This window comes from Fulvivirga lutea, from assembly GCF_017068455.1.
Lineage (GTDB): Bacteria > Bacteroidota > Bacteroidia > Cytophagales > Cyclobacteriaceae > Fulvivirga > Fulvivirga lutea.
In genome coordinates this window covers 3,396,034-3,415,170 of record NZ_CP070608.1, presented here as the reverse complement: position 1 = coordinate 3,415,170, position 19,137 = coordinate 3,396,034, and the positions used below count along the sequence as shown (strand labels likewise).

Annotated in this window: 18 protein-coding genes; 7 read left to right on the top strand and 11 right to left on the bottom strand. The window is 37.0% G+C overall.

Translation table 11 applies throughout. The features are described 5' to 3' along the window. The first annotated feature begins 109 nt into the window (after positions 1 to 109). From JR347_RS15150 to JR347_RS15130, 5 genes are all read left to right on the top strand, one after another. Positions 110 to 2,047, top strand: a complete 1,938-nt coding sequence (locus tag JR347_RS15150) for a hypothetical protein (RefSeq protein ID WP_205721431.1) — start codon at positions 110 to 112, stop codon at positions 2,045 to 2,047. A 67-nt stretch (positions 2,048 to 2,114) separates the two neighbouring features. Beyond that, positions 2,115 to 2,462, top strand: a complete 348-nt coding sequence (locus JR347_RS15145) for a VOC family protein (RefSeq protein WP_205721430.1) — start codon at positions 2,115 to 2,117, stop codon at positions 2,460 to 2,462. 29 nt (positions 2,463 to 2,491) lie between these two features. Further along, positions 2,492 to 2,956, top strand: coding sequence for a DUF2207 domain-containing protein (locus JR347_RS15140; RefSeq protein WP_205721429.1), 465 nt, complete (start codon positions 2,492 to 2,494; stop codon positions 2,954 to 2,956). A 255-nt stretch (positions 2,957 to 3,211) separates the two neighbouring features. After that, on the top strand, positions 3,212 to 4,906 hold the full coding sequence (locus tag JR347_RS15135) for an AIPR family protein (RefSeq protein WP_205721428.1): 1,695 nt from the start codon (positions 3,212 to 3,214) through the stop codon (positions 4,904 to 4,906). A 159-nt stretch (positions 4,907 to 5,065) separates the two neighbouring features. Beyond that, positions 5,066 to 5,650, top strand: coding sequence for a WG repeat-containing protein (locus tag JR347_RS15130; protein ID WP_205721427.1), 585 nt, complete (start codon positions 5,066 to 5,068; stop codon positions 5,648 to 5,650). 163 nt (positions 5,651 to 5,813) lie between these two features. Here the strand turns inward: JR347_RS15130 and yidD are convergent, their stop codons facing one another. From yidD to JR347_RS15100, 6 genes are all read right to left on the bottom strand, one after another. Continuing rightward, complete coding sequence (yidD, locus tag JR347_RS15125; protein ID WP_205721426.1) at positions 5,814 to 6,080, bottom strand: membrane protein insertion efficiency factor YidD; 267 nt, start codon at positions 6,078 to 6,080, stop codon at positions 5,814 to 5,816. Beyond that, positions 6,046 to 7,545 (bottom strand): cysteine--tRNA ligase, encoded by a 1,500-nt coding sequence (gene cysS, locus JR347_RS15120; protein ID WP_205721425.1) that lies wholly within the window; start codon positions 7,543 to 7,545, stop codon positions 6,046 to 6,048. Before cysS ends, yidD begins: the two co-directional genes overlap by 35 nt. A gap of 74 nt (positions 7,546 to 7,619) precedes the next feature. Next, positions 7,620 to 9,731, bottom strand: coding sequence for a TonB-dependent receptor (locus tag JR347_RS15115; protein ID WP_205721424.1), 2,112 nt, complete (start codon positions 9,729 to 9,731; stop codon positions 7,620 to 7,622). A 1-nt stretch (position 9,732) separates the two neighbouring features. Then, on the bottom strand, positions 9,733 to 10,458 hold the full coding sequence (locus tag JR347_RS15110) for a tetratricopeptide repeat protein (RefSeq protein ID WP_205721423.1): 726 nt from the start codon (positions 10,456 to 10,458) through the stop codon (positions 9,733 to 9,735). A 77-nt stretch (positions 10,459 to 10,535) separates the two neighbouring features. Further along, the gene (locus JR347_RS15105) at positions 10,536 to 10,826 is read right to left on the bottom strand and encodes a winged helix-turn-helix domain-containing protein (protein ID WP_205721422.1); all 291 of its coding nucleotides are present in this window, start codon (positions 10,824 to 10,826) and stop codon (positions 10,536 to 10,538) included. Continuing rightward, positions 10,826 to 11,338 (bottom strand): hypothetical protein, encoded by a 513-nt coding sequence (locus JR347_RS15100; RefSeq protein ID WP_205721421.1) that lies wholly within the window; start codon positions 11,336 to 11,338, stop codon positions 10,826 to 10,828. The genes JR347_RS15105 and JR347_RS15100 overlap by 1 nt, the downstream gene beginning before the upstream one ends. Before the next feature lie 142 nt (positions 11,339 to 11,480). Here JR347_RS15100 and JR347_RS15095 point away from each other — a divergent pair, with 142 nt between their 5' ends. Further along, on the top strand, positions 11,481 to 12,065 hold the full coding sequence (locus tag JR347_RS15095) for a riboflavin synthase (protein WP_205721420.1): 585 nt from the start codon (positions 11,481 to 11,483) through the stop codon (positions 12,063 to 12,065). A gap of 5 nt (positions 12,066 to 12,070) precedes the next feature. On the opposite strand, the gene JR347_RS15090 is transcribed toward JR347_RS15095, so the two are convergent. The 4 genes from JR347_RS15090 to hemF are packed head-to-tail and all read right to left on the bottom strand — an operon-like array spanning position 12,071 to position 14,501. After that, positions 12,071 to 12,628, bottom strand: coding sequence for a phosphatase PAP2 family protein (locus tag JR347_RS15090; RefSeq protein ID WP_205721419.1), 558 nt, complete (start codon positions 12,626 to 12,628; stop codon positions 12,071 to 12,073). Between the two features lie 5 nt (positions 12,629 to 12,633). Beyond that, the gene (locus JR347_RS15085) at positions 12,634 to 13,086 is read right to left on the bottom strand and encodes an RES family NAD+ phosphorylase (protein WP_205721418.1); all 453 of its coding nucleotides are present in this window, start codon (positions 13,084 to 13,086) and stop codon (positions 12,634 to 12,636) included. 1 nt (position 13,087) lies between these two features. Then, complete coding sequence (gene parS, locus JR347_RS15080; RefSeq protein ID WP_205721417.1) at positions 13,088 to 13,594, bottom strand: type II RES/Xre toxin-antitoxin system antitoxin; 507 nt, start codon at positions 13,592 to 13,594, stop codon at positions 13,088 to 13,090. Further along, on the bottom strand, positions 13,581 to 14,501 hold the full coding sequence (gene hemF / locus JR347_RS15075; RefSeq protein ID WP_205721416.1) for an oxygen-dependent coproporphyrinogen oxidase: 921 nt from the start codon (positions 14,499 to 14,501) through the stop codon (positions 13,581 to 13,583). The genes parS and hemF overlap by 14 nt, the downstream gene beginning before the upstream one ends. A gap of 107 nt (positions 14,502 to 14,608) precedes the next feature. Between hemF and JR347_RS15070 the strand changes: the two genes are divergently transcribed. Continuing rightward, positions 14,609 to 16,720, top strand: coding sequence for an alpha-ketoacid dehydrogenase subunit alpha/beta (locus JR347_RS15070; protein WP_205721415.1), 2,112 nt, complete (start codon positions 14,609 to 14,611; stop codon positions 16,718 to 16,720). Here the strand turns inward: JR347_RS15070 and tamL are convergent. Continuing rightward, the gene (tamL, locus tag JR347_RS15065) at positions 16,717 to 19,131 is read right to left on the bottom strand and encodes a translocation and assembly module lipoprotein TamL (RefSeq protein ID WP_205721414.1); all 2,415 of its coding nucleotides are present in this window, start codon (positions 19,129 to 19,131) and stop codon (positions 16,717 to 16,719) included. The two genes, JR347_RS15070 and tamL, sit on opposite strands and share 4 nt — an antisense overlap. Positions 19,132 to 19,137 lie beyond the last annotated feature (6 nt).

The following is a 19,137-nucleotide window of genomic DNA, read 5'->3' as shown; positions in this document are numbered from 1 at the left end:
AATATTAGATAAAAGATTAAAATAATTTTATCTGGTTCATGCTTTTTGTAAAAAATTTTATGTTTATTAAAATCTTATTCTGATTAATAATGTAACCTGCTCTAAAACAATGATTTACAAAAAATTAATTCTAATTCTACTTTCTTTTGTTTTAATCGCTCCACTATATTCTCAACCCAATAGAAATAAAAAGTATGGATATGATGCTACCTTTTGGAAAGTTGGACAAGCGAAGTATGAATGGGGAGAAAAGATAAAAAATAAAGAACGTTCTCAAGGAATTTCAAAAGCTGATCAATGGTTTTATAAAGACTCTCAACCTTTGCCTGGTTTTGTTGAATTGAAAGATGGGACAGTATTAACTGGATCTTTTAAAAAAAGGCACCATTGGAATAAAGCATCGGAATATAGTAATGTAGAAGGTGCATCGGAATATGATGTTCCCTGGATTAAAGAGGAAGGTGGAGAATGGCGAAACTTTCAATTGAGTGATGTTGAGAAATATGGTATTTATTATACCATGGATGACTTAAATGCTGGCCCCTTCGACATTGGTGAGTTGACATTAAAAAATGGTTTGACGGTCAAAGGAAGGGTATTTACTCTTTATTGGAAAAGCCCATATGCTGGTCTAAAATATTATGGTAAAATATTAATTGAGGGTGACGATTTAAATGTGGTGTCGTACCAATCAGATGAGATCGATGAAGCTGTTATAGGTGAAGAAAAATGGTTAAATATAGATGATTGGTTAGTGTCTCCTAAAAATTATAGGACAGCATTTACTGAAAGTGCACAATCAAATGGTTATTTACCTATGAAACCTGGTAATGTTTCAATGAGAAATGGAGCAATAATTAAGGGTTCAATAGCCATTGAAGATCAAAAAAAACCGAGTAAGGCATTTTTTATAAGTGAGGACGATAGTTACATACACTCTCTTTCATATAAAAATACAGGCATGATAAAATTTGAAGATGGCTCAACATATGTGCCTAATTCTATTTATTTAGTCGATATCGACTTTGCTATGAATAAGTGGTCTAAAAGTGAGGATTTGCAGCCTGGCAAAATAGTATTTGAAAATGGTGATGAGCTAGTTGGAAATATATCCTTTGACCGTGATGCGAATGTTGTAAAATCATATCGATTCATTGACGCAGTTTTCTTTCTCCCTTCAGATGGATCAATTGGCTACTTATTTGATGAGGAAGGTGGTGTAGATTATTTTGAACATAATCTAAACGGAGTTGTGACTAAATACGTGCCAGTAAATGGCAAGTTTGTTGACTATAAGGATTTTGTCCAGGAGTTATCTTCCAATAGTTCTAATGAACCTACTAAAAATTTACAGCCTGGTTATGTTGTTATGGCCGATGGTACAAAAAAAGAAGGTAAGATAGCGGCTACGAAGTACAAAATGAGTTTCATTGGAAATGGCAACGACCTTGAGCAATTTAAGGCTTATCAAATGAAAATAAATTATTATGTACAAAAAATAGATGGTAAAGAGCGCAAATTCGTACCCATGCCAAGAAGAGCGAAGGCCTTTGGTTCTAATTATCAATACGTTGAAATCTTAGAGCATGATAAGAAATTCAGTTATTATGAGAACCCTTTTCCTACAAATGTTCGAAAAGGCATATCAAATCTAGGTGGTGCTGTTATTAATTCTGCAGTATCTAGTGCCACGGATGACTTGTCTGAAGAAGCAGCAAGACAAGCGGCTAAAAATGAATATGATAATTCTCAAGATATAGCAGCAACCGCAAAGGCGGCAAATCAATCCTATTATGCAACACAACAAGCATTAGAGGGAGTTGGGGCTAGTGATGAGGGAGGAATATTTTTTGAAGAGTACGTTTTAATTGATAATTCTAATGGTCAGAAGTACGTTATTTTCAAGAAAAATGATAAGCAAGAATTGGAGGCATTATTATCCTCATGTGCTAGTTATCAACAAATGACTGAAAGCGAAAAGAAGAAAACAGCCAGATTTGAAGATATTGAAAGAGCAGTGAGTATTTTGAATAACTGTAAGAATTAATTCTTTGCTTTTAAACAATAACCCCTTCGAAGATTCCGCTTTAACCACCATTTTGGTGGTTTCCAACATGGCTAAATCAAAGGCCTTTTATGTAGATATTTTGGGAGCGAGCATATTTAGAGAATATGGTGGCGACTCGTTGGTGCTGGAATTTCTTGGTAATTGGCTGTTATTGGTAACTTTCGGTGGACCGACTGACGATAAACCCAATACGCATTTTCTACCACCTGATGATAAAGACAAGGTAAGTCATGCCTTTACCATTCGGGTAAAAGATTGCCGAAAGTCTTACGAAGTTTTAAAGGCTAGGGGTGCTGAGTTTATTACGCCACCATTAGACCGTGGAGCAGAAACCCGTTGCTTCTTCCGCGATCCGGATGGTCATTTGTTTGAAATTAGCGAATATAGAGGATAATAAATTCGTATTGGGTAACTTCAACTTCCATGGAAATAAAAGAACTCAAAAAAAGGCCGGAACTTGATCACGATAAAAAGTTCGTTCGTTCTTATACACAATTCAATCAGTTTTTAACGGCTTTGAAGTCGAAGGAAATACCTGATGAAATTCTAGCTAAAATAAACAGCGGCATTGAAGAAGTTAATACTGCTGAAACAGAAAGTAAATCATTGCGGAAATTAATTCGGAAAACGCAATCGAATTTAATGAAGACTGTGGTAAAGGAATTAAAAATGGTGCCAAAAAATCACTATAGAAATACCTGGTTGGCTTTTGGGATGACGGTATTCGGCATTCCATTAGGAGTGGTTTTTGGAACCAGTATGGATAACATGGGATTAATGGGAATAGGATTACCGATTGGTATGGTGATTGGAATGGTTTTAGGCGCCAGCATGGATAAAAAAGCCTTCGAAGAGGGAAGACAACTCGATGTAGACATTGAGCTATAGGCTTTCAGGAATCCCCAACTTAAAGGTTGCTTTACTCACTTAGTTCATTTGCAATGAGACGTAGTAACGTCATTCTGAGCCTTCTGTAAGAAGGCGTGAGAATCTTAACTTTATAATTATTTCAATATTTTTCTTACTTATAAAGAAGTGGCGTATATTTAACAGATAGTGCGAATATAAACCACTAAGCTAATAGTGAATATGTGCTATAGTTTATATTCAGTTGTTGTGCCTCATTACCTAAAAAACTAAATCATGTCATCGAATCAACAAATACTTCTTAACACACTTCTTGAACAGCAGAAGAATGAACATGATCCTGATTTAAAAGACGATGAATACTTTGAGATTTTCGTTACTGAGCAAATCTTGAAAAATTATGAGTTGTCATATGATGAGATTATTGAAGGAATAGTTGATAATGGAGGTGATGGTGGAATCGATGGAATTTTTACTTTCGTCAATTCCGAATTAATCCAAAGAGACTCGGACTTAATAGATGGCAAACGCAATTCTGTTATTGATGTGTTTTTAATCCAATCGAAAAACACCTCAGGATTCACTGAGACAGCTGTTGAAAAGTGCGTTTCCTCTGCTTCGGATATTTTCGATCTTACCAAAACAATTGATTCATTAAGAACCGTTTACAATAATGACTTACTGATCAATGTTGAGATTTTCCGGAATCAGTATCTACACCTAGCATCCAAGTTTCCTGTAATAAAATTTCATTACTTCTATGCTGCCAAAGCCACTGAGGTTCATCCTAACGTTGAAAGAAAAATAGAAAATTTGAAAGCAACGATAAGAGGACTCTTCGACAAGGCAGATGTAAACTTTGATTTTTTAACTGCACAATCACTAATTGACCTTTCGAGAAGAGAACAAATAAGAACCAAGGATATTGCTTTGACAGATAACCCAATTTCAACTCAAGATGGTGGTTATGTAGCTATAGTTCCATTAAAGAACTACTTCGATTTTATAACTGATGACGATGATAATCTTATTAAGTATTTCTTTGACGCGAACATTAGAGATTATCAAGGTAATGTTGAAGTCAATTCCGCAATACGAGATACCTTGTCATCCAAGTTAAAAGAAGACTTCTGGTGGTTAAATAATGGAATAACAATAACTGCAACTAACGCATCATTCGCAAGTAAAAAACTTCATATTGAAGACCCTCAAATCGTAAATGGACTGCAATCATCCTTCGAAATCTACAACTACTATCATGATAATAAGATCGAAAATGATCAGAGAAGTGTTCTGGTGAGAATTGTAAAGACAAATGAGGAACAGAGTAGATTAAAGGTTATTAAAGCAACCAATAGTCAAACGAGTGTTCCGCCTGCCTCATTGAGGGCAACCGATCCTATTCATAGAGATATTGAAGATTATTTATTTGCTCATTCCTACTATTATGACAGAAGAAAAAACTATCATAAAAATCAGGGTCGCCCTATTAATAAAATAATCAGCATTCCTTTTTTGGCTCAAATTGTAATGAGCATTCTACATCAAAAACCTGACTATGCAAGAGCAAGACCATCAACTCTAATCAAGGTTAATGCTGATTATGAAAGCATATTCAGTACACAAATTCCAATTGAGTTGTATTTTAAGTGCATATCTCTTCATAAGAAAGTAGAAGATCATCTGAAGAATTACGCTAACCCAACTTTGTCAAGAACTCAAATTGGAGATATTAAATTTCATGTATCTATGTATGCCGCACTTAGAATTGTTGCTAGATTAAAGCCAAAGACTAGCGAACTCTCTGGGTTGAACTTAGAGTTGCTGACCACAGACATATTAGATGAAGCAACTGAATGTGTTTATATTGTTTACGATGCAATGGGTGGAAATAACTCAGTAGCAAAAGGAAAAGAATTTGTGAAGGAAGTTACGGAACAACTGACCGAAAAAATTGAAGAAAATGAATAAACGATGCACAACAGACACTAAAATGAATATGCGAACTAAGCCTTTTGATATGACCATGCGTAGCAGAAACTTCGGTGCTTCTAGCAACAGGGGCGCATACTCATTTTAGTTGGTCGTTCTGACTCTTCCCTCTCCGGCACCTACAACCTGCGAAAGTAAATGAATTTAATTATCAGATACATATTAATAGTTATTCTCATTCCGTCTGCTTGTAAAAATTATATTGAAAAGGAGACTGCAAATTTTCAGTATAGCAACATAAAGATTGAAGATTCATTACAAACCCTAATTGCAGTGTCAAATGAAGAGTTTATAGAATATGGATCAGACATTGCTTTTGTGAGTTTAAATGGAGATACAGCTATAGCATTTGGAGACTTTGCATACTTTGGAACAGATACATTACAATACTATGCTAATGTCTTATATAAAGAAGATTCAGTGTTAAGACCAGTAGGAATCGACCGTTATGGGAGCATTTTGTTTGATGTATTCTTGTTTGACAATGGCCCTGATTATTACAGCGAGGGTTTAGTACGAGTTGAAAGAAACGGTCTTGTAGGGTATGCCAATGAAAAAGGTGAGATTGTTATTCCTTGCAAGTATGAATATGCTAGTTCCTTTCAGAATGGCCTAGCTGAAGTAACTTTTAAATCAAGGTTCTATCTGGATGGCGATGAACACAAAAGAGTGGAAAGTGATGAATGGTTCAAAATAGATAAATCAGGTAAAAGGCTTGATTAGTTAATCACTCCTCCCTCTCCGGCACCGGATCATACCCAAGTCCACCCCAGGGGTGGCAACTGTTAATTATTATGTATGAAATATCATTCAATAAGCATGAATAATTCGATGATTGAATGAGAAGTCATTCATTAAATACTAGTTAATACAGATGGAATTCTGTTTAGTTTTCCTCCCTCTCCGGCACCGGATCATACCCATGTCCGCCCCACGGGTGGCAGCTGCTAATGCGTTTAATGGCTAACCAGCCGCCCTTCAACGGCCCCCAAACTTGAATGGCTTCTACTGCATATTTAGAACAGGTAGGTGTGTAGCGGCAATTGGCGCCTAAAAGCGGGCTTATCGTGTACTGGTAAACTCTTATAATAAATACCAGTATAGCAGAGAAAACTCCCTTAATCGATAGCGTACTCGGTTCCTTCTTTTCCATCTTTGAGGGTAACGCCCATAGCCTTCAAATCATCCCTTATTTTGTCAGAAAGGGCGTAATTCTTAGCTTCTTTGGCATCGTTTCTAAGCTTAATGAGCAAGTCCATCACACCATCTACTAATTTGGTATCGCCTTCCTGCTCTTCTTTCAGGCCAAGTACTTCTGTAATAAAGCCCTGGTAGTGTTTAATCAAATCTTCAAACGTTTCTTTGCTTAGCTGCCCGGTTTTTAAGTTGCCGGATTTGAGGTTGTTCATCATGGTAGTAATGTCAAACAAAACAGCCAACGTTTTAGCCGTGTTGAAGTCATCACCCATATTTTGGAATAAACCTGAAATATTTTCCAAAACTTTCTTTTCTAAATCGGCATCTACATTTCCAGATTCATACGCGAGTGCTTTGCTTATTTTAAAGCCATCCATCAGGCGCTTGTAGCCTTTTTCAGCGGCCGTAAGCGCATCGTTAGAGAAATCCAACGTACTGCTGTAATGCGATTGCAACATAAAGAAACGCACCACCATCGGGCTATAGCCTCTTTCCAATAATTGATGGTCACCTGAAAATAACTCATGCGGCAAAAATGAGTTGCCGAGAGATTTACTCATTTTCTGACCGTTGACAGTAAGCATATTGCTATGCAGCCAGTATTTCACAGGTTCTTTGCCTTTAGAGCCTACAGATTGTGCAATCTCACATTCGTGATGTGGGAATACCAAATCCATTCCACCACCGTGAATGTCAAACGTATCGCCCAGGTATTTGGTGCTCATTACGGTACACTCCAAATGCCAGCCCGGGAAACCTTGGCCCCAAGGGGAGTTCCAGCGCATAATGTGCTGTGGTGAGGCTTTCTTCCAAACAGCAAAGTCTATTTTATTTCTTTTCTCATCCTGGCTATCGAGCATACGCCCGCTTTCCATCATTTCTTCAATATTTCGGCCTGAGAGTTTACCGTATTTATGGTCTTTGTCGTACTTGGTTACATCAAAATAAACGGAGCCATTTACTTCATAGGCCAGTCCATTTTTAATCAGTTCCTGTACCATTTCAATCTGCTCAATAATATGCCCGGTAGCAGAAGGCTCAATAGAAGGAGGGAGGAGGTTGAACTGGTTGAGCACATTGTGAAAACCATTGGTATAGTGCTGCACGATTTCCATGGGCTCTAGCTGCTCTAATCTTGCTTTCTTAGCTATTTTATCTTCCCCTTCATCTGCATCATTTTCCAAATGGCCTACATCGGTGATGTTACGCACATAACGTACTTTATAGCCCAAGTACATCAGGTAACGGTAGATCACATCAAAACTCATAAAGGTTCTTACATTCCCTAAATGCACATCGTTATACACTGTTGGTCCGCATACATACATGCCCACATGGTCTTGGTGAATCGGCTCAAACTGCTCCTTCTTTTTGGTAAGTGTATTGTAAAGTGTAATGGGGTGTTTGTCCTTTAATGACATATTGATGTTATAATTAATTCCTTCTTTCGGGGCTCAAAAATAACATCAATATGTTAGCATTCGTAATGTGCAGCCTAGAAATTGATGACAGCTCCGAAATAAACGGTTCTTTGTGAGAATAATGAGTTATTTCTCTCAGTATAATCGAAATTATACTGATAGGTTCTTATATTTTCTTTATCCAAAATGTTATTAACTGTTCCAAAACAAATGATATTTAAATTTTCTTTGATGGGTATTATTCTCGAGATACTAATGTCAATTATTCCATAGTGGGGTAGTCGGGTTTGGTTGGTTAGTGCAGCATATTCAGGCTCATAAACCTCGAGGTTCGTATTATAGGTGCTACCAATTAGAGGCTGATGGTAATTTCCTTGACGGAATGAAAATGTCGAATTTATGGTCCAATTGGCATTTATTCGCCATTCCAGATTTCCACGAATGAAATAGTCCAGGTCGTATTTATTTGGATACTCTAAACCATTATTTTCTCTAGAAATTCCATCGATAAGAGAGTAAGAAATTTGACCGGTAAGTTTATTGATAAGTTTACTTTTTAAGAATAATTCTATTCCAGCCAATTCGTTTTTTATTCCTTTTGTAATGGACTCTTTGCCAAATAATGAAGCAGTTATGTTCATATAATCATTTTTCAAGTTGTAGTCGATCGATACCTGCTTGCTTTCATTCAACAGATTTTTTTCACTTTCAGAAAAATCATAACGATGGTAATTACCAATAGCGAAGGTGAGCGAACTGTTAGTACTAATTTGATACTTTGAACTTACCTGACTGCTTAAGAAATTACTTTGATTGTCTGTAACTAAGTTTTTTCGCAATCCCCCACCAATTGTCCACTTATCATTAATAAAGTATGTGAGAAAACCATACACTTCGGGGCGGAGTAACTCAGATGTATTAGTAGAGCTTGTGGTAGGATAACCAGGTCCTTCCGCGTACTCATAGATATAAAAGGTGCCATCAAAGTGTTGCTCTCGGTAATCAAAAGCAGCTCCGGTTTTGAAACTTAGTTTAGAGGTTGAATATTTATAATTAGCTGAAGTAAAACCATCAAAATAATTGAGTTCAATATCCGTATCTGCATAGTTAAATTGAGTGTTAGTGAAACTGATATTGTTGTTAAAACTTAATTCAGATTTACCTAATTGCTTTCTTATATTGATAATAGTAAAATTTCTTTTTTTCCGTTGTTCGAAGGTGGTGTTTAATGTAGGCGCCTTATAATTAAAGTCGTAACCCTCTAATAGAGTATAGTTAAATGCCTTGAAAATAGTATTTTCATTAATAACATTTAAATAGCTTATACCAAGATCAATGGAACTAAAATCTTCAATTTCTTGAAGCGCATCTGAATTAAAAGCCTTGATTATGGCGGCTGGTTGATAGTTACTGAATGCAGTAAGAGCTTGACTGTTATTTAACTTTTGACTTATAAGAAAACCATAACTCGCAAGAGAAACAGTTGCTGTTCTTATCTTTTCTTTAGGAATTTCTTCCGTAGTCTTTATGGCTATGAGCCCGGAAGTGGTGTTGCCATATTCTAGTGGCGGATTACCAGGAAAAACAAGCATTTCATCAACAATAGCAGTATTGAAAATACCAAAAGTACCTATGCCATTGAGTTGTGAAAATCTTACGGCATCGTAAAGAGGTACGTTGTTGAAAAAGATTCCGGTTTCGTCTGGACTGCTACCTCTAAAACTAATATTGGCAGATTCATCTAACGTGGTGCTTGAAGGTAAGGAGTTAGTGGCTAACAATGGGTCAGCTTTGGCACTCGGGTTTAAATAAATATCCAAGCGTTTAATCTTTTTATAGGTAAATTCTTCAGCTACTAATTTTTCCGCGGTGACGGTTACTTCTGCCATGTTTTTCACAGATGTGTGAAGGAGAATGGTTAAGTATTTCTCGCCATTAAAAACCACCTCTTTCTCCTGATAGCCGATATACGAGACAATCAAAGTATCTCCTTTTTCAAGGTTTTTAACTAGGAATTCACCATTTATGTCAGTACTTGCGCCAACCTTCCAATTACTTTTAGAAAATACATTAGCACCTATTAGCACTTCATTTGAAGTAGCATCTAACACAATACCCCTGGTAGCATCTTGGGCCAATACTACCAAGGAGTATGCTAAAAATAAAATGACTAATAGATACTTCATTTTATTTAGATATAGATGGAAGTAGGGCATATTTCACCCATCCGAAATCAGGCTCAACAGCTAAGGCTTTTTCATAAGTACTTTTCGCTAAATCCTGTTCTCCATTTTCCTCATAAACTTTTCCTAGCCATGCAAGGGCGTCTAAATACCTCCAGTTAGATTTAGTTAAATTTTGTTCTTCATAGAGCTTCACGGCTTTTTCGTAAGCTTTTTGTGCTTCTTTCGTGTCTCCACCGAACATAGAAGGAGTAAAGAATTTTGAGGAACCATAGACTTGCCATACTAAAGGCTCATTTGGAGCTATATTTGTCGCTTCCTCTATATTTGTGCTGCTCTTTCCACCAAGAAACATCCCTTTATAAGAACTGTAACCCATTTCCCAACCCCAGATGGCACTTAAAATGGCTTTGGCATTACCTATCTGATACTTAGCTTCAATAAGCTTTTCTGCATTTTCCTTTGCGTTTTTATAGTGATCATCAAAAAGATCTTCATCTTGATCGGCCATGGTAGCATTTAACAAGCCATGCTGTGCAAGTAAAAGAGCGTAAAGGTTTTCATTTGTTTTGGATTGGTTGTAGCTGGCCTGCTCTTTGGATACCAATTGTTTCCATAAGCTCTTATTGTTGCTGGTGTAAGCAAAATAAGCCATTTCATTAGATTCTGTTTGTCCAAGTAGATTGGCAGTGATAAAGCAAAGTAGTACTGATAATTTAATCGTTTTCATAATTCTAGCGTTTAGTTAATAAATTAATTATTTATTTATAAAGTAGTTTAAAAAATAAACCATATGTATAAAAAAATTTAATTCTTAAAATATGTTTTTAATGATTCTACGTATTTTTCAAATGCCTCAATTCCTCGTTTTGTAATACTGCAGGTCGTTAAAGGTTTTTTTCCCTTAAATTCTTTTGATACTCCGATATAACCGGCAGTAGCAAGTTTATCTAATTGTACACTCAGATTCCCTGCGGTGGCGCCAGTTTTCTCTTTGATGTAAACAAACTCAGCAGATTCTACTGACATCAATAGAGACATAATAGCCAGCCTAAGCTGAGAATGTAATAGAGGATCTAATTCTTTAAAATCAGCCATCAATTCGATTTTCTAATAAGGTATCCTGGAACTAAATAGCCAACTAAAGTAGCCAGCGCTGAAATTAAAGTAATGTATTCTTGACCGATTGCAATAGATATGGCTGCAAAGATCCAAAAACTGCTACCACCATATATTAACGGCTTAAATTTTAAGACTAGTCCTGTTAAAAAAGTACATAACCCAGCCAAAACTAAGATGATAAATGGAATCGTTGATCCGAATAATCCACTAAATATGATTAATAATATACTGAACAGAAAACCTAACCATATCCACATGATTAATGAATCACTGTACATTTTAACTTTCTCAATCTTAGGTTGTCGGTATCCATAAATCATGCTAATCAACCATGCTGGTATAGTTAATAACCATATAGCATATGGGTAGGGGTAATTTGTAAATTCTTGTAGGTAGAAATGTCCTAAGTTACCGAGTATAACTACCCATCCCCAGAGTAGGAAATGGAAGCTCGCACTTTTTATATTACGCTGAGTTGACCTGATCATGTCACTTATGATCTGAAGACTTTCTTCGTGTGTCATTGATTTTTCCGAGTCCATGTTTCTTGATATTTGATACAATAATAAAGTAGTTTACATTATAAACCAAATTTATTAAAGATTAATTTTTCTCGTGTACATTTGCAGCATGTTTACAGGCATTATAGAAACACTAGGCAGAGTTAAAGGAATAGAAACAGAAGGCTCTAATCGTCATTTTGAAATTGAAAGCAGCATATCGAATGAGTTGAAGGTAGATCAAAGTGTTTCGCATAATGGTGTATGCCTTACGGTTACCAAGGTGCAAGATGGTAAGCATTGGGTTACGGCTATAGATGAAACTTTAAAGAAAAGTAATTTGGGTAACCTTAAGCCGAGTGATGATGTGAATCTGGAGCGGTGCATGTTGAATAACGGCAGGTTTGATGGGCATATAGTGCAAGGTCATGTAGATCAGATGGGTGAGTGCACAGCTATAAAAGAGGAGGATGGCAGCTGGTTATTTGATTTTAAATATGATCCTGCAGAAGGTAATGTTACCGTTGAAAAAGGCTCAATTACAATTAATGGAATTAGCCTTACGTGTTTCAATTCAACCGAAAATAGTTTTAGAGTAGCTATCATTCCATATACCTATGAACACACAACCATGAAAAACATCAAGGTAGGGGATAAGATCAATTTAGAATTTGATATTGTTGGAAAGTATGTGAAGAGGCTAATGAACCTTTAATTGGCTCAATATTTAGCAATTACTTTTTCTGCCAGTCTATGGCACAGTTTTCCAAAAATCAATCCGATGATACCTCCCACCAGTATATCACCCGGGTAATGAACCCCTAAATACACACGACTGTAAGCTACAATAGCCGCCCACACAAACATGAGCCATACCCATTTATATTCCCGAAATGTGAGATAAATAAACATGGCTAATGCAAAGGCATTTCCTGAATGTGAACTAGCAAAACCATATTTACCACCCGTATAACCATTAACTATATGCACCATTCCCTGATTTTCAGGATCCCTGGAAGGACGGAACCGTTCAAAAAAGCCTTTCATAAAACCTGAAATCACCTGATCAGTAATGGTAATCGCCAAACCTAGCGCTAGTAAGTAGATTATACTCTTTTTGTTGAAAGTTTTGATGATCCATCCGGCCAGAAATAGATAAAATGGAATCCATATTTTTTTATCTGAAATCCAAAACATAATTGGATCCATCCATGATGAATGTAGCCCATTAAGGAAAAAGAAAAGTGATTTATCGAGTTCAATTAGGTATTCGATCATAAGCCTTAGAATTTCAACCTTCTATCAAATTTTATGGGTTCTATGGAAACAACTTTAACGGCATCCTTATTCTTATGCAAAGGATTAATTAAGTAATTAAATTCATTGGTCGCTTGCGCGGATGGTACCTTCAATATTAGTGACTCAGATCTTTTTATCCAATCGTAAGTAATGGAATGCAACTTCTCCAGGTATGGATACCCGTCCCAACTTTCAGGTAGCATCGATGTTGTAATTTCTTTAATGGCTTCATTGTCAGCTACTTCTACAGTCATTAAACTCATGTTTTTAGGCAAAATCACAGAATTAGCTAACACTTCTAATTTGGCTAAAGAAATGTGTTCTGAGAAATATACTATTCTGGTACCTTTTGCATGCCACCTGCCATCAGCGTATAAACCACCGGTACCAGCTAAATCATGGATGTAATTCTTATGACCTATCCGATAGAGTTTCATGCTAAGAATAAATACCCCAGGCTATGCGATTGAGTACATTCTTAACTTCTTCTCTGCCAATAGAAGAGTGTAATAAAGAAATTGGCTTATTACCTCCAAGTGCTTGATTTTCAGTATTAAGCCAGGTTCTAAAATCATCTTCGTCTTCAAAAACTTCCAAACCTTTGACCCAAACACTTGCCAATTGCACAGCACTTTCGGATTGTTTTTTGTCTAATTTTTGATTGTCTCTTATTCTACGTTGTACTGTACTTTCTGACATATCTAGTACGATGCCAATCTGCCGGTTGGTGAATTGTGTTCTTTTTTGAAGGTTTTTTAATACTTTAATTGGGAAGCCATTTTCAGCCATTTTAAGAAGATCAAGGCTGTTTTTAAGCTTTTTAGCAAGGTTTGAAATGCCGAGAATATCTATTAATAAGTCTAATGTAGTAATTCCTAAACCATAGGCCATTGCCGGCTCGTTTAATTCTGATTTATTGTCATTTGACTTTTTATATTCTGTCATATGACAAATTTATCCATTCTTTTCCTTTTTTCAAACTCTTAAGCGTACTTTCCTCCGCAGATCCTTTCTCTGGTTGGTAGTCATATTCCCAGTCGGCTTCGGGGGGTAGGCTCATTAAGATGGATTCCGTTCTTCCATCGGTATCTAAACCGAATTTGGTGCCCTTATCCCAAACTAAGTTGAACTCAACATACCTGCCTCTGCGTAATTTTTGCCATTTCACGTGCTCATCTGAAAAGTGCATAGAACTATTTTTAGCCATAAAGTGCGTGTAGATAGGAGCGAAGCTGCTCCCAACATCTTTCACAAACTCAAATAGCTGTTCTTTGGTTTTGCCCCTTTGTTCATTGAGCCTGTCGAAGAAAATACCTCCTATACCTCGTGTTTCGTTTCGATGTTTAATATAAAAATAGTCATCGGCCCATTTCTTAAATTCCGAATAATAGGCAGAGTCATGTTTGTCACACACTTTTTTTAATTCAGTATGAAAATAATGAGCATCATTTTCATCAACATAATGAGGAGTTAAATCAATACCACCACCAAACCACCAGGTAGAATCTCCGGTTTCAGAAGTAGTTTCAAAGTATCTCACATTCATGTGAATAATAGGCACCATCGGATTTTTCGGATGCAGAACAATGGAAACACCTGTAGCATAAAAATCAGATTGGGGTAACCCTAAGGCCTTGGATATATTTTCTGCTAATGATCCATGAACAGCAGAGAAATTCACACCACCTTTCTCAATAATAGCTCCATTGCGAATTACTCGGGTTCGACCACCACCGCCACCTTCTCTTTCCCATAAATCTTCATGAAATTTTTCTAAACCATCTGCCTTTTCCAATTCTAAGCAAATAGAGTCTTGAAGTGATTTAAACCAATTGGTTATCTTTTCTTTCATCTGAGCAAAACTATTGAATACTTACTATATTTTAATAGCCACTATTTCAGCTAGTTTTTAGTAAATTTTTTAACTTCACAAACGATTGCAGAATCAAAAGAGATACTATGCCTACAACGGAAGCAGCCAAAGCAAAAACGAAGAAAAGCAATACCGAAAAGACCCCTATCGATAAACAAATTTTATTAAAAGCATATCAGCTTATGTGTACTGCCAAGAGAATGGCAGAAACGTATGATGAAAATAAGGAAGTATGCAGTAAGTATGTGCATAGTACTTCCAGAGGACATGAAGCCATACAATTGGCGGCAGGTATGCAACTAAAGGCGTATGATTTTGCAGCCCCGTATTATAGAGATGAGTCTATTCTTTTGGGTATAGGAATGCAGCCCTACGAACTAATGATGCAGTTAATGGCCAAGGCTGATGATCCATTTTCCGGAGGCCGTACTTATTATTCGCATCCGTCATTAAATAGAGATGGGTTTCCAATCATTCCACACCAGAGCTCTGCTACAGGAATGCAGGCAATACCAGCAACAGGTATGGCTCATGGTTTAAAATATTTAGAAGGACAGGGTCTGTTAGAAGGGAAGGATAAACCGTTGGTGTTGTGTTCACTTGGCGATGGTTGTGTCACAGAGGGCGAAGTTTCTGAGGCATTCCAAATGGCCGTACTTAAACAGATGCCAATAGTGTATTTAGTCCAGGATAATGATTGGGGTATATCAGCGACTGGAGAAGAAATGCGTGCCATGGATGCATATGATTTTGCTGCCGGATTCACAGGAATGTCGCGTATGCGTGTAGACGGGTCTGATTTTGTAGATAGTTATTTGGGATTGAAGAAAGCCTTCGCTCATGTTCGGGATAGAAAGGGGCCAATATTGGTTCATGCAAAATGTCCACTACTGGGGCACCATACTTCTGGTGTAAGAAAAGAGTGGTATAGAGGCGATGAGAACCTGAAGCTTCATTCAAAGGATGATCCTATCGTTAAACTTGAAAAATATTTAAAGAGCATAGGAATAGCAGCTAAAGAACTAAAAGAACTTAATAAACATGCTGTAGCGCTTGTTGCCAAGGATTATGAATATGCTTTAAATTCTGATGATCCTGAGTTGTCTTCTTTTGATAAACATGAGTTTGCCGACACACCAATTATTGAGGAAAAAGGGGAGAGAAAACCTAAAGGTGCCGAGAAAGTGGTGATGGTGGATGCTGCACTACATGCCGTTGAAGATATATTGAAGAAGCATCCGGAAGCATTATTTTATGGTCAGGATGTGGGAGGTACACTTGGTGGAGTATTCCGAGAGGCAGCGACACTAGCTCAGAAATTTGGCGATGAGCGCGTGTTTAATACACCTATTCAAGAGGCTTATATTGTTGGGTCGACAGCCGGTATGTCGGCAGTAGGAGCGAAGGCTATTGTAGAAATTCAATTTGCTGATTATATCTGGCCAGGAATGAATCAGTTGGTCGAAGAGCTTTCAAAAAGTTGCTATCTATCATGTGGTAAATTTCCTATTCAATCGCTTATCAGAGTTCCGATAGGAGCGTATGGTGGAGGTGGTCCTTACCATTCTGGTAGTGTAGAGTCAACACTATTAACAATAAGAGGCATTAAAGTGGTTTACCCGAGTAATGCTGCAGATATGAAAGGCTTATTAAAGGCTGCTTTTTATGATCCAAATCCTGTGGTAATGCTAGAGCACAAAGGCCTATACTGGTCTAAGGTGCCTGGTACTGGCGAAGCTAAAACACATGAGCCGGACGAGAATTATATCATTCCATTAGGTAAGGCAAGAATAGATTTAGAGGCGTCTGAAGAAGCCATTGAAAATGGAGAATCTGCGGTGATTATTACGTATGGCATGGGCGTACACTGGGCCAAAGCAGTGTCTAAAGATTACCCGGGTAGAATAGAAATAATGGATTTAAGAACACTCAACCCAATCGATTGGGACGCCATTCAGAATTCTGTTAAGAAACATAGTCGGGCGTTTATCTTAACGGAAGAACCACTGTTAAATTCTTTTGCAGAATCATTGGCTGGTAGAATATCGAAACATTGCTTTGAATATTTGGATGCACCCGTTCAAACTTTAGGTGCTGCCAACCTTCCTGCTATTGCCCTGAATGTTGATCTAGAGAAGCAAATGCTACCAACAGTAGATAAGGTAAAAGTAGCTCTGGAAGAATTACTGAATTACTAGAACGGATAACCAATACCTATATTGAAAATGATTGGTTCTGTGGCATCCCGAGTAAATGGAGCATCATAAAACCCTTCATTCAGTATAAATCGTTTTTCGAGTGGTCTGGCAGGGTCATACACTTTTAGCCCTGCATCTAACCTGAGAACCAGAAAAGAAAAATCGAATCGCAGGCCAAAACCTGTGCCTACGGCTAATTGTTCAAAAAAGGTTTTCGGGTTAAACTCTGCCCCCGGCCTCGATTCATCTACTTCTATTGTCCATGTGTTTCCAAAGTCTACAAAAAAGGCATAATCAATAAATCCAATTAAATTCTTCCTAAGTTCAATACTACCCTCAAAAATAATTTCGCCCGGTTGCTCAAAATCATAATTCACTTCATTAGTAAGGGTATCAATTTCTACAAACGAACCAGGTCCCAACCGCCTCGGCCTCCAGGCTCTGATTCCATTACTACCACCGGCAAAAAAGTATTTTTCATAAGGTAAAATACCATTTTCTCCATAAGGATTAGCATAACCTGCATTCACCCGATAGGCAATTGTCGTGTTTTTGTTGATAGGATTAATTTTTCTGAAATCAATGTTGATTTTATAAAACTTATAAAACTCTAAGGACTCGCGCTCTAAGAATTCAGTATTTATAAAGTTTAAAGTTGTACCACCACTTTCTAAAAATACTCTTAGGAAGGAAGAGTTTGAAAAATTAAGTCCATAACTATTGAAATTCCATGTGGCATTGGCACTCATACTCGTAACTAATGAGGGCCTGAAGGTATTAATGAGTCTATTCCCATTTCTTTCTAATTGATTTAATCTGGCACCGAACGTACTATCTACACTAGATTCAATTAAACTAACATCAGTAAGAGTAACTTGATAACTGGTATTTCTTGAGTTTTGCCAGCTATAGGTGTTCGAAAAGTTCGTGTTATTTCGTTGATATTCAGGTCTGTTAGTGTAAGTATAACCAGCCAGCAATCTGGTTTTTGGGTTAACCTGACCCAACCTTTCTTTCAAGGAACTACTGATTGGTAAAATAAATTGTGGAAATGTTAAGCTGGCATTTACCCCTGACTCAACACTTCTATACACCTCTTCAGCTCCTGAAACGGAGGCTACACCTTCAATTCCAATACGCCCATTCATCTCAAATATTTCCAAACCTTTAAATATATTTCTCTTCTTAAAAGAGATGTTATAAAAAGGTCCTGGGTAGCCCTGGGTCACATTTATTCCAACCTCATTGGTCCACTGGTATCTGCTTAGTGGCGATGTAAATATATTGGCAATAAGCTTTCCTCCAGAGGAATCATAATTGATATTAATAAATCGAAAATGATCGAGGTTGGCCAACTGCCTTTGGGTATTATACGATCGAGATTTACTATATAAGCTATCCTTTCTAATAAACACCCTTCTATTCAATACCTTTTTACTGTATTGAGGATCATAGTATCGATAGCTAACACCTTTGTATTGTTCGGTAATACGCATTGAATCGGGTAGGCTTTTGACATTGGCATCAGTAATAAAGTTGATGGAGTCTACATGAAATACCTTATGCCGATCTCTTTTAGAAGGTCTGTTTATCAACGTTTTAATAGCCACGTTATGTGATTCACGAAAAGCTGTATCCACTTCAAACTGAACATATTGTCTGCTAAAGTTGAAATAACCATTATCTTTTAAAAGTAGGTCTATACGTTCTCGTTCCTTGGTAATATTGCCCTGTTCATAGTTCTCACCTGTTTTTAAATGACTTTTCTTTTCAGTTTTTTTAAGAAGTTCAGTTATGGCTGAATCACCCGTTTGAGTGAAAAGAGTATCAACGATATATGCAGGCCCTTCATCAATAATGTATGTCGAACTTATTCTACTTCCAATAGAAGAGGTTTTGTGTTTAATTTTAGAATGAAAATAGCCTTTAGAGTCAAGATATAGTTCAAATCGATCAATCGTTGATTGAGTTAGTGAAGAATCATAAACTGCCAATGGCTCACCCCAACGCATGAGTGTATTTCCTTCTTCTATGGTCTTATCTATTTTAGCCAGCTTTCTTCTTTGTTTCCGCTCTAGCTTGATTCTCTTACTTCTTTTTTCTGCAGCCTTGATCTTCTTACTAAATTTACCAGCTATTTCTGCCTTCTTGGCTTGGTATTTTTCAATGTCATAAGATTTTTTACCCCAGTAGTAAAACCATACATAAGGCGCAAAGGGTATAAGCGGAAATTGCCTGTTAGGTTCTTGCGCATACAATTGCTCGAGATCATCCGAATCAATTGCTTTACCTACTTTTATATTCTGTTTAAAAAGTAGATTTTCATCTTCTTTTAAGTACTTTGTACCAAGGCAACCCGAAAGGAGGAGGGATGTGAAAAAATATAAACTTATTCGTTTTAGGTGCCTCAATACTTT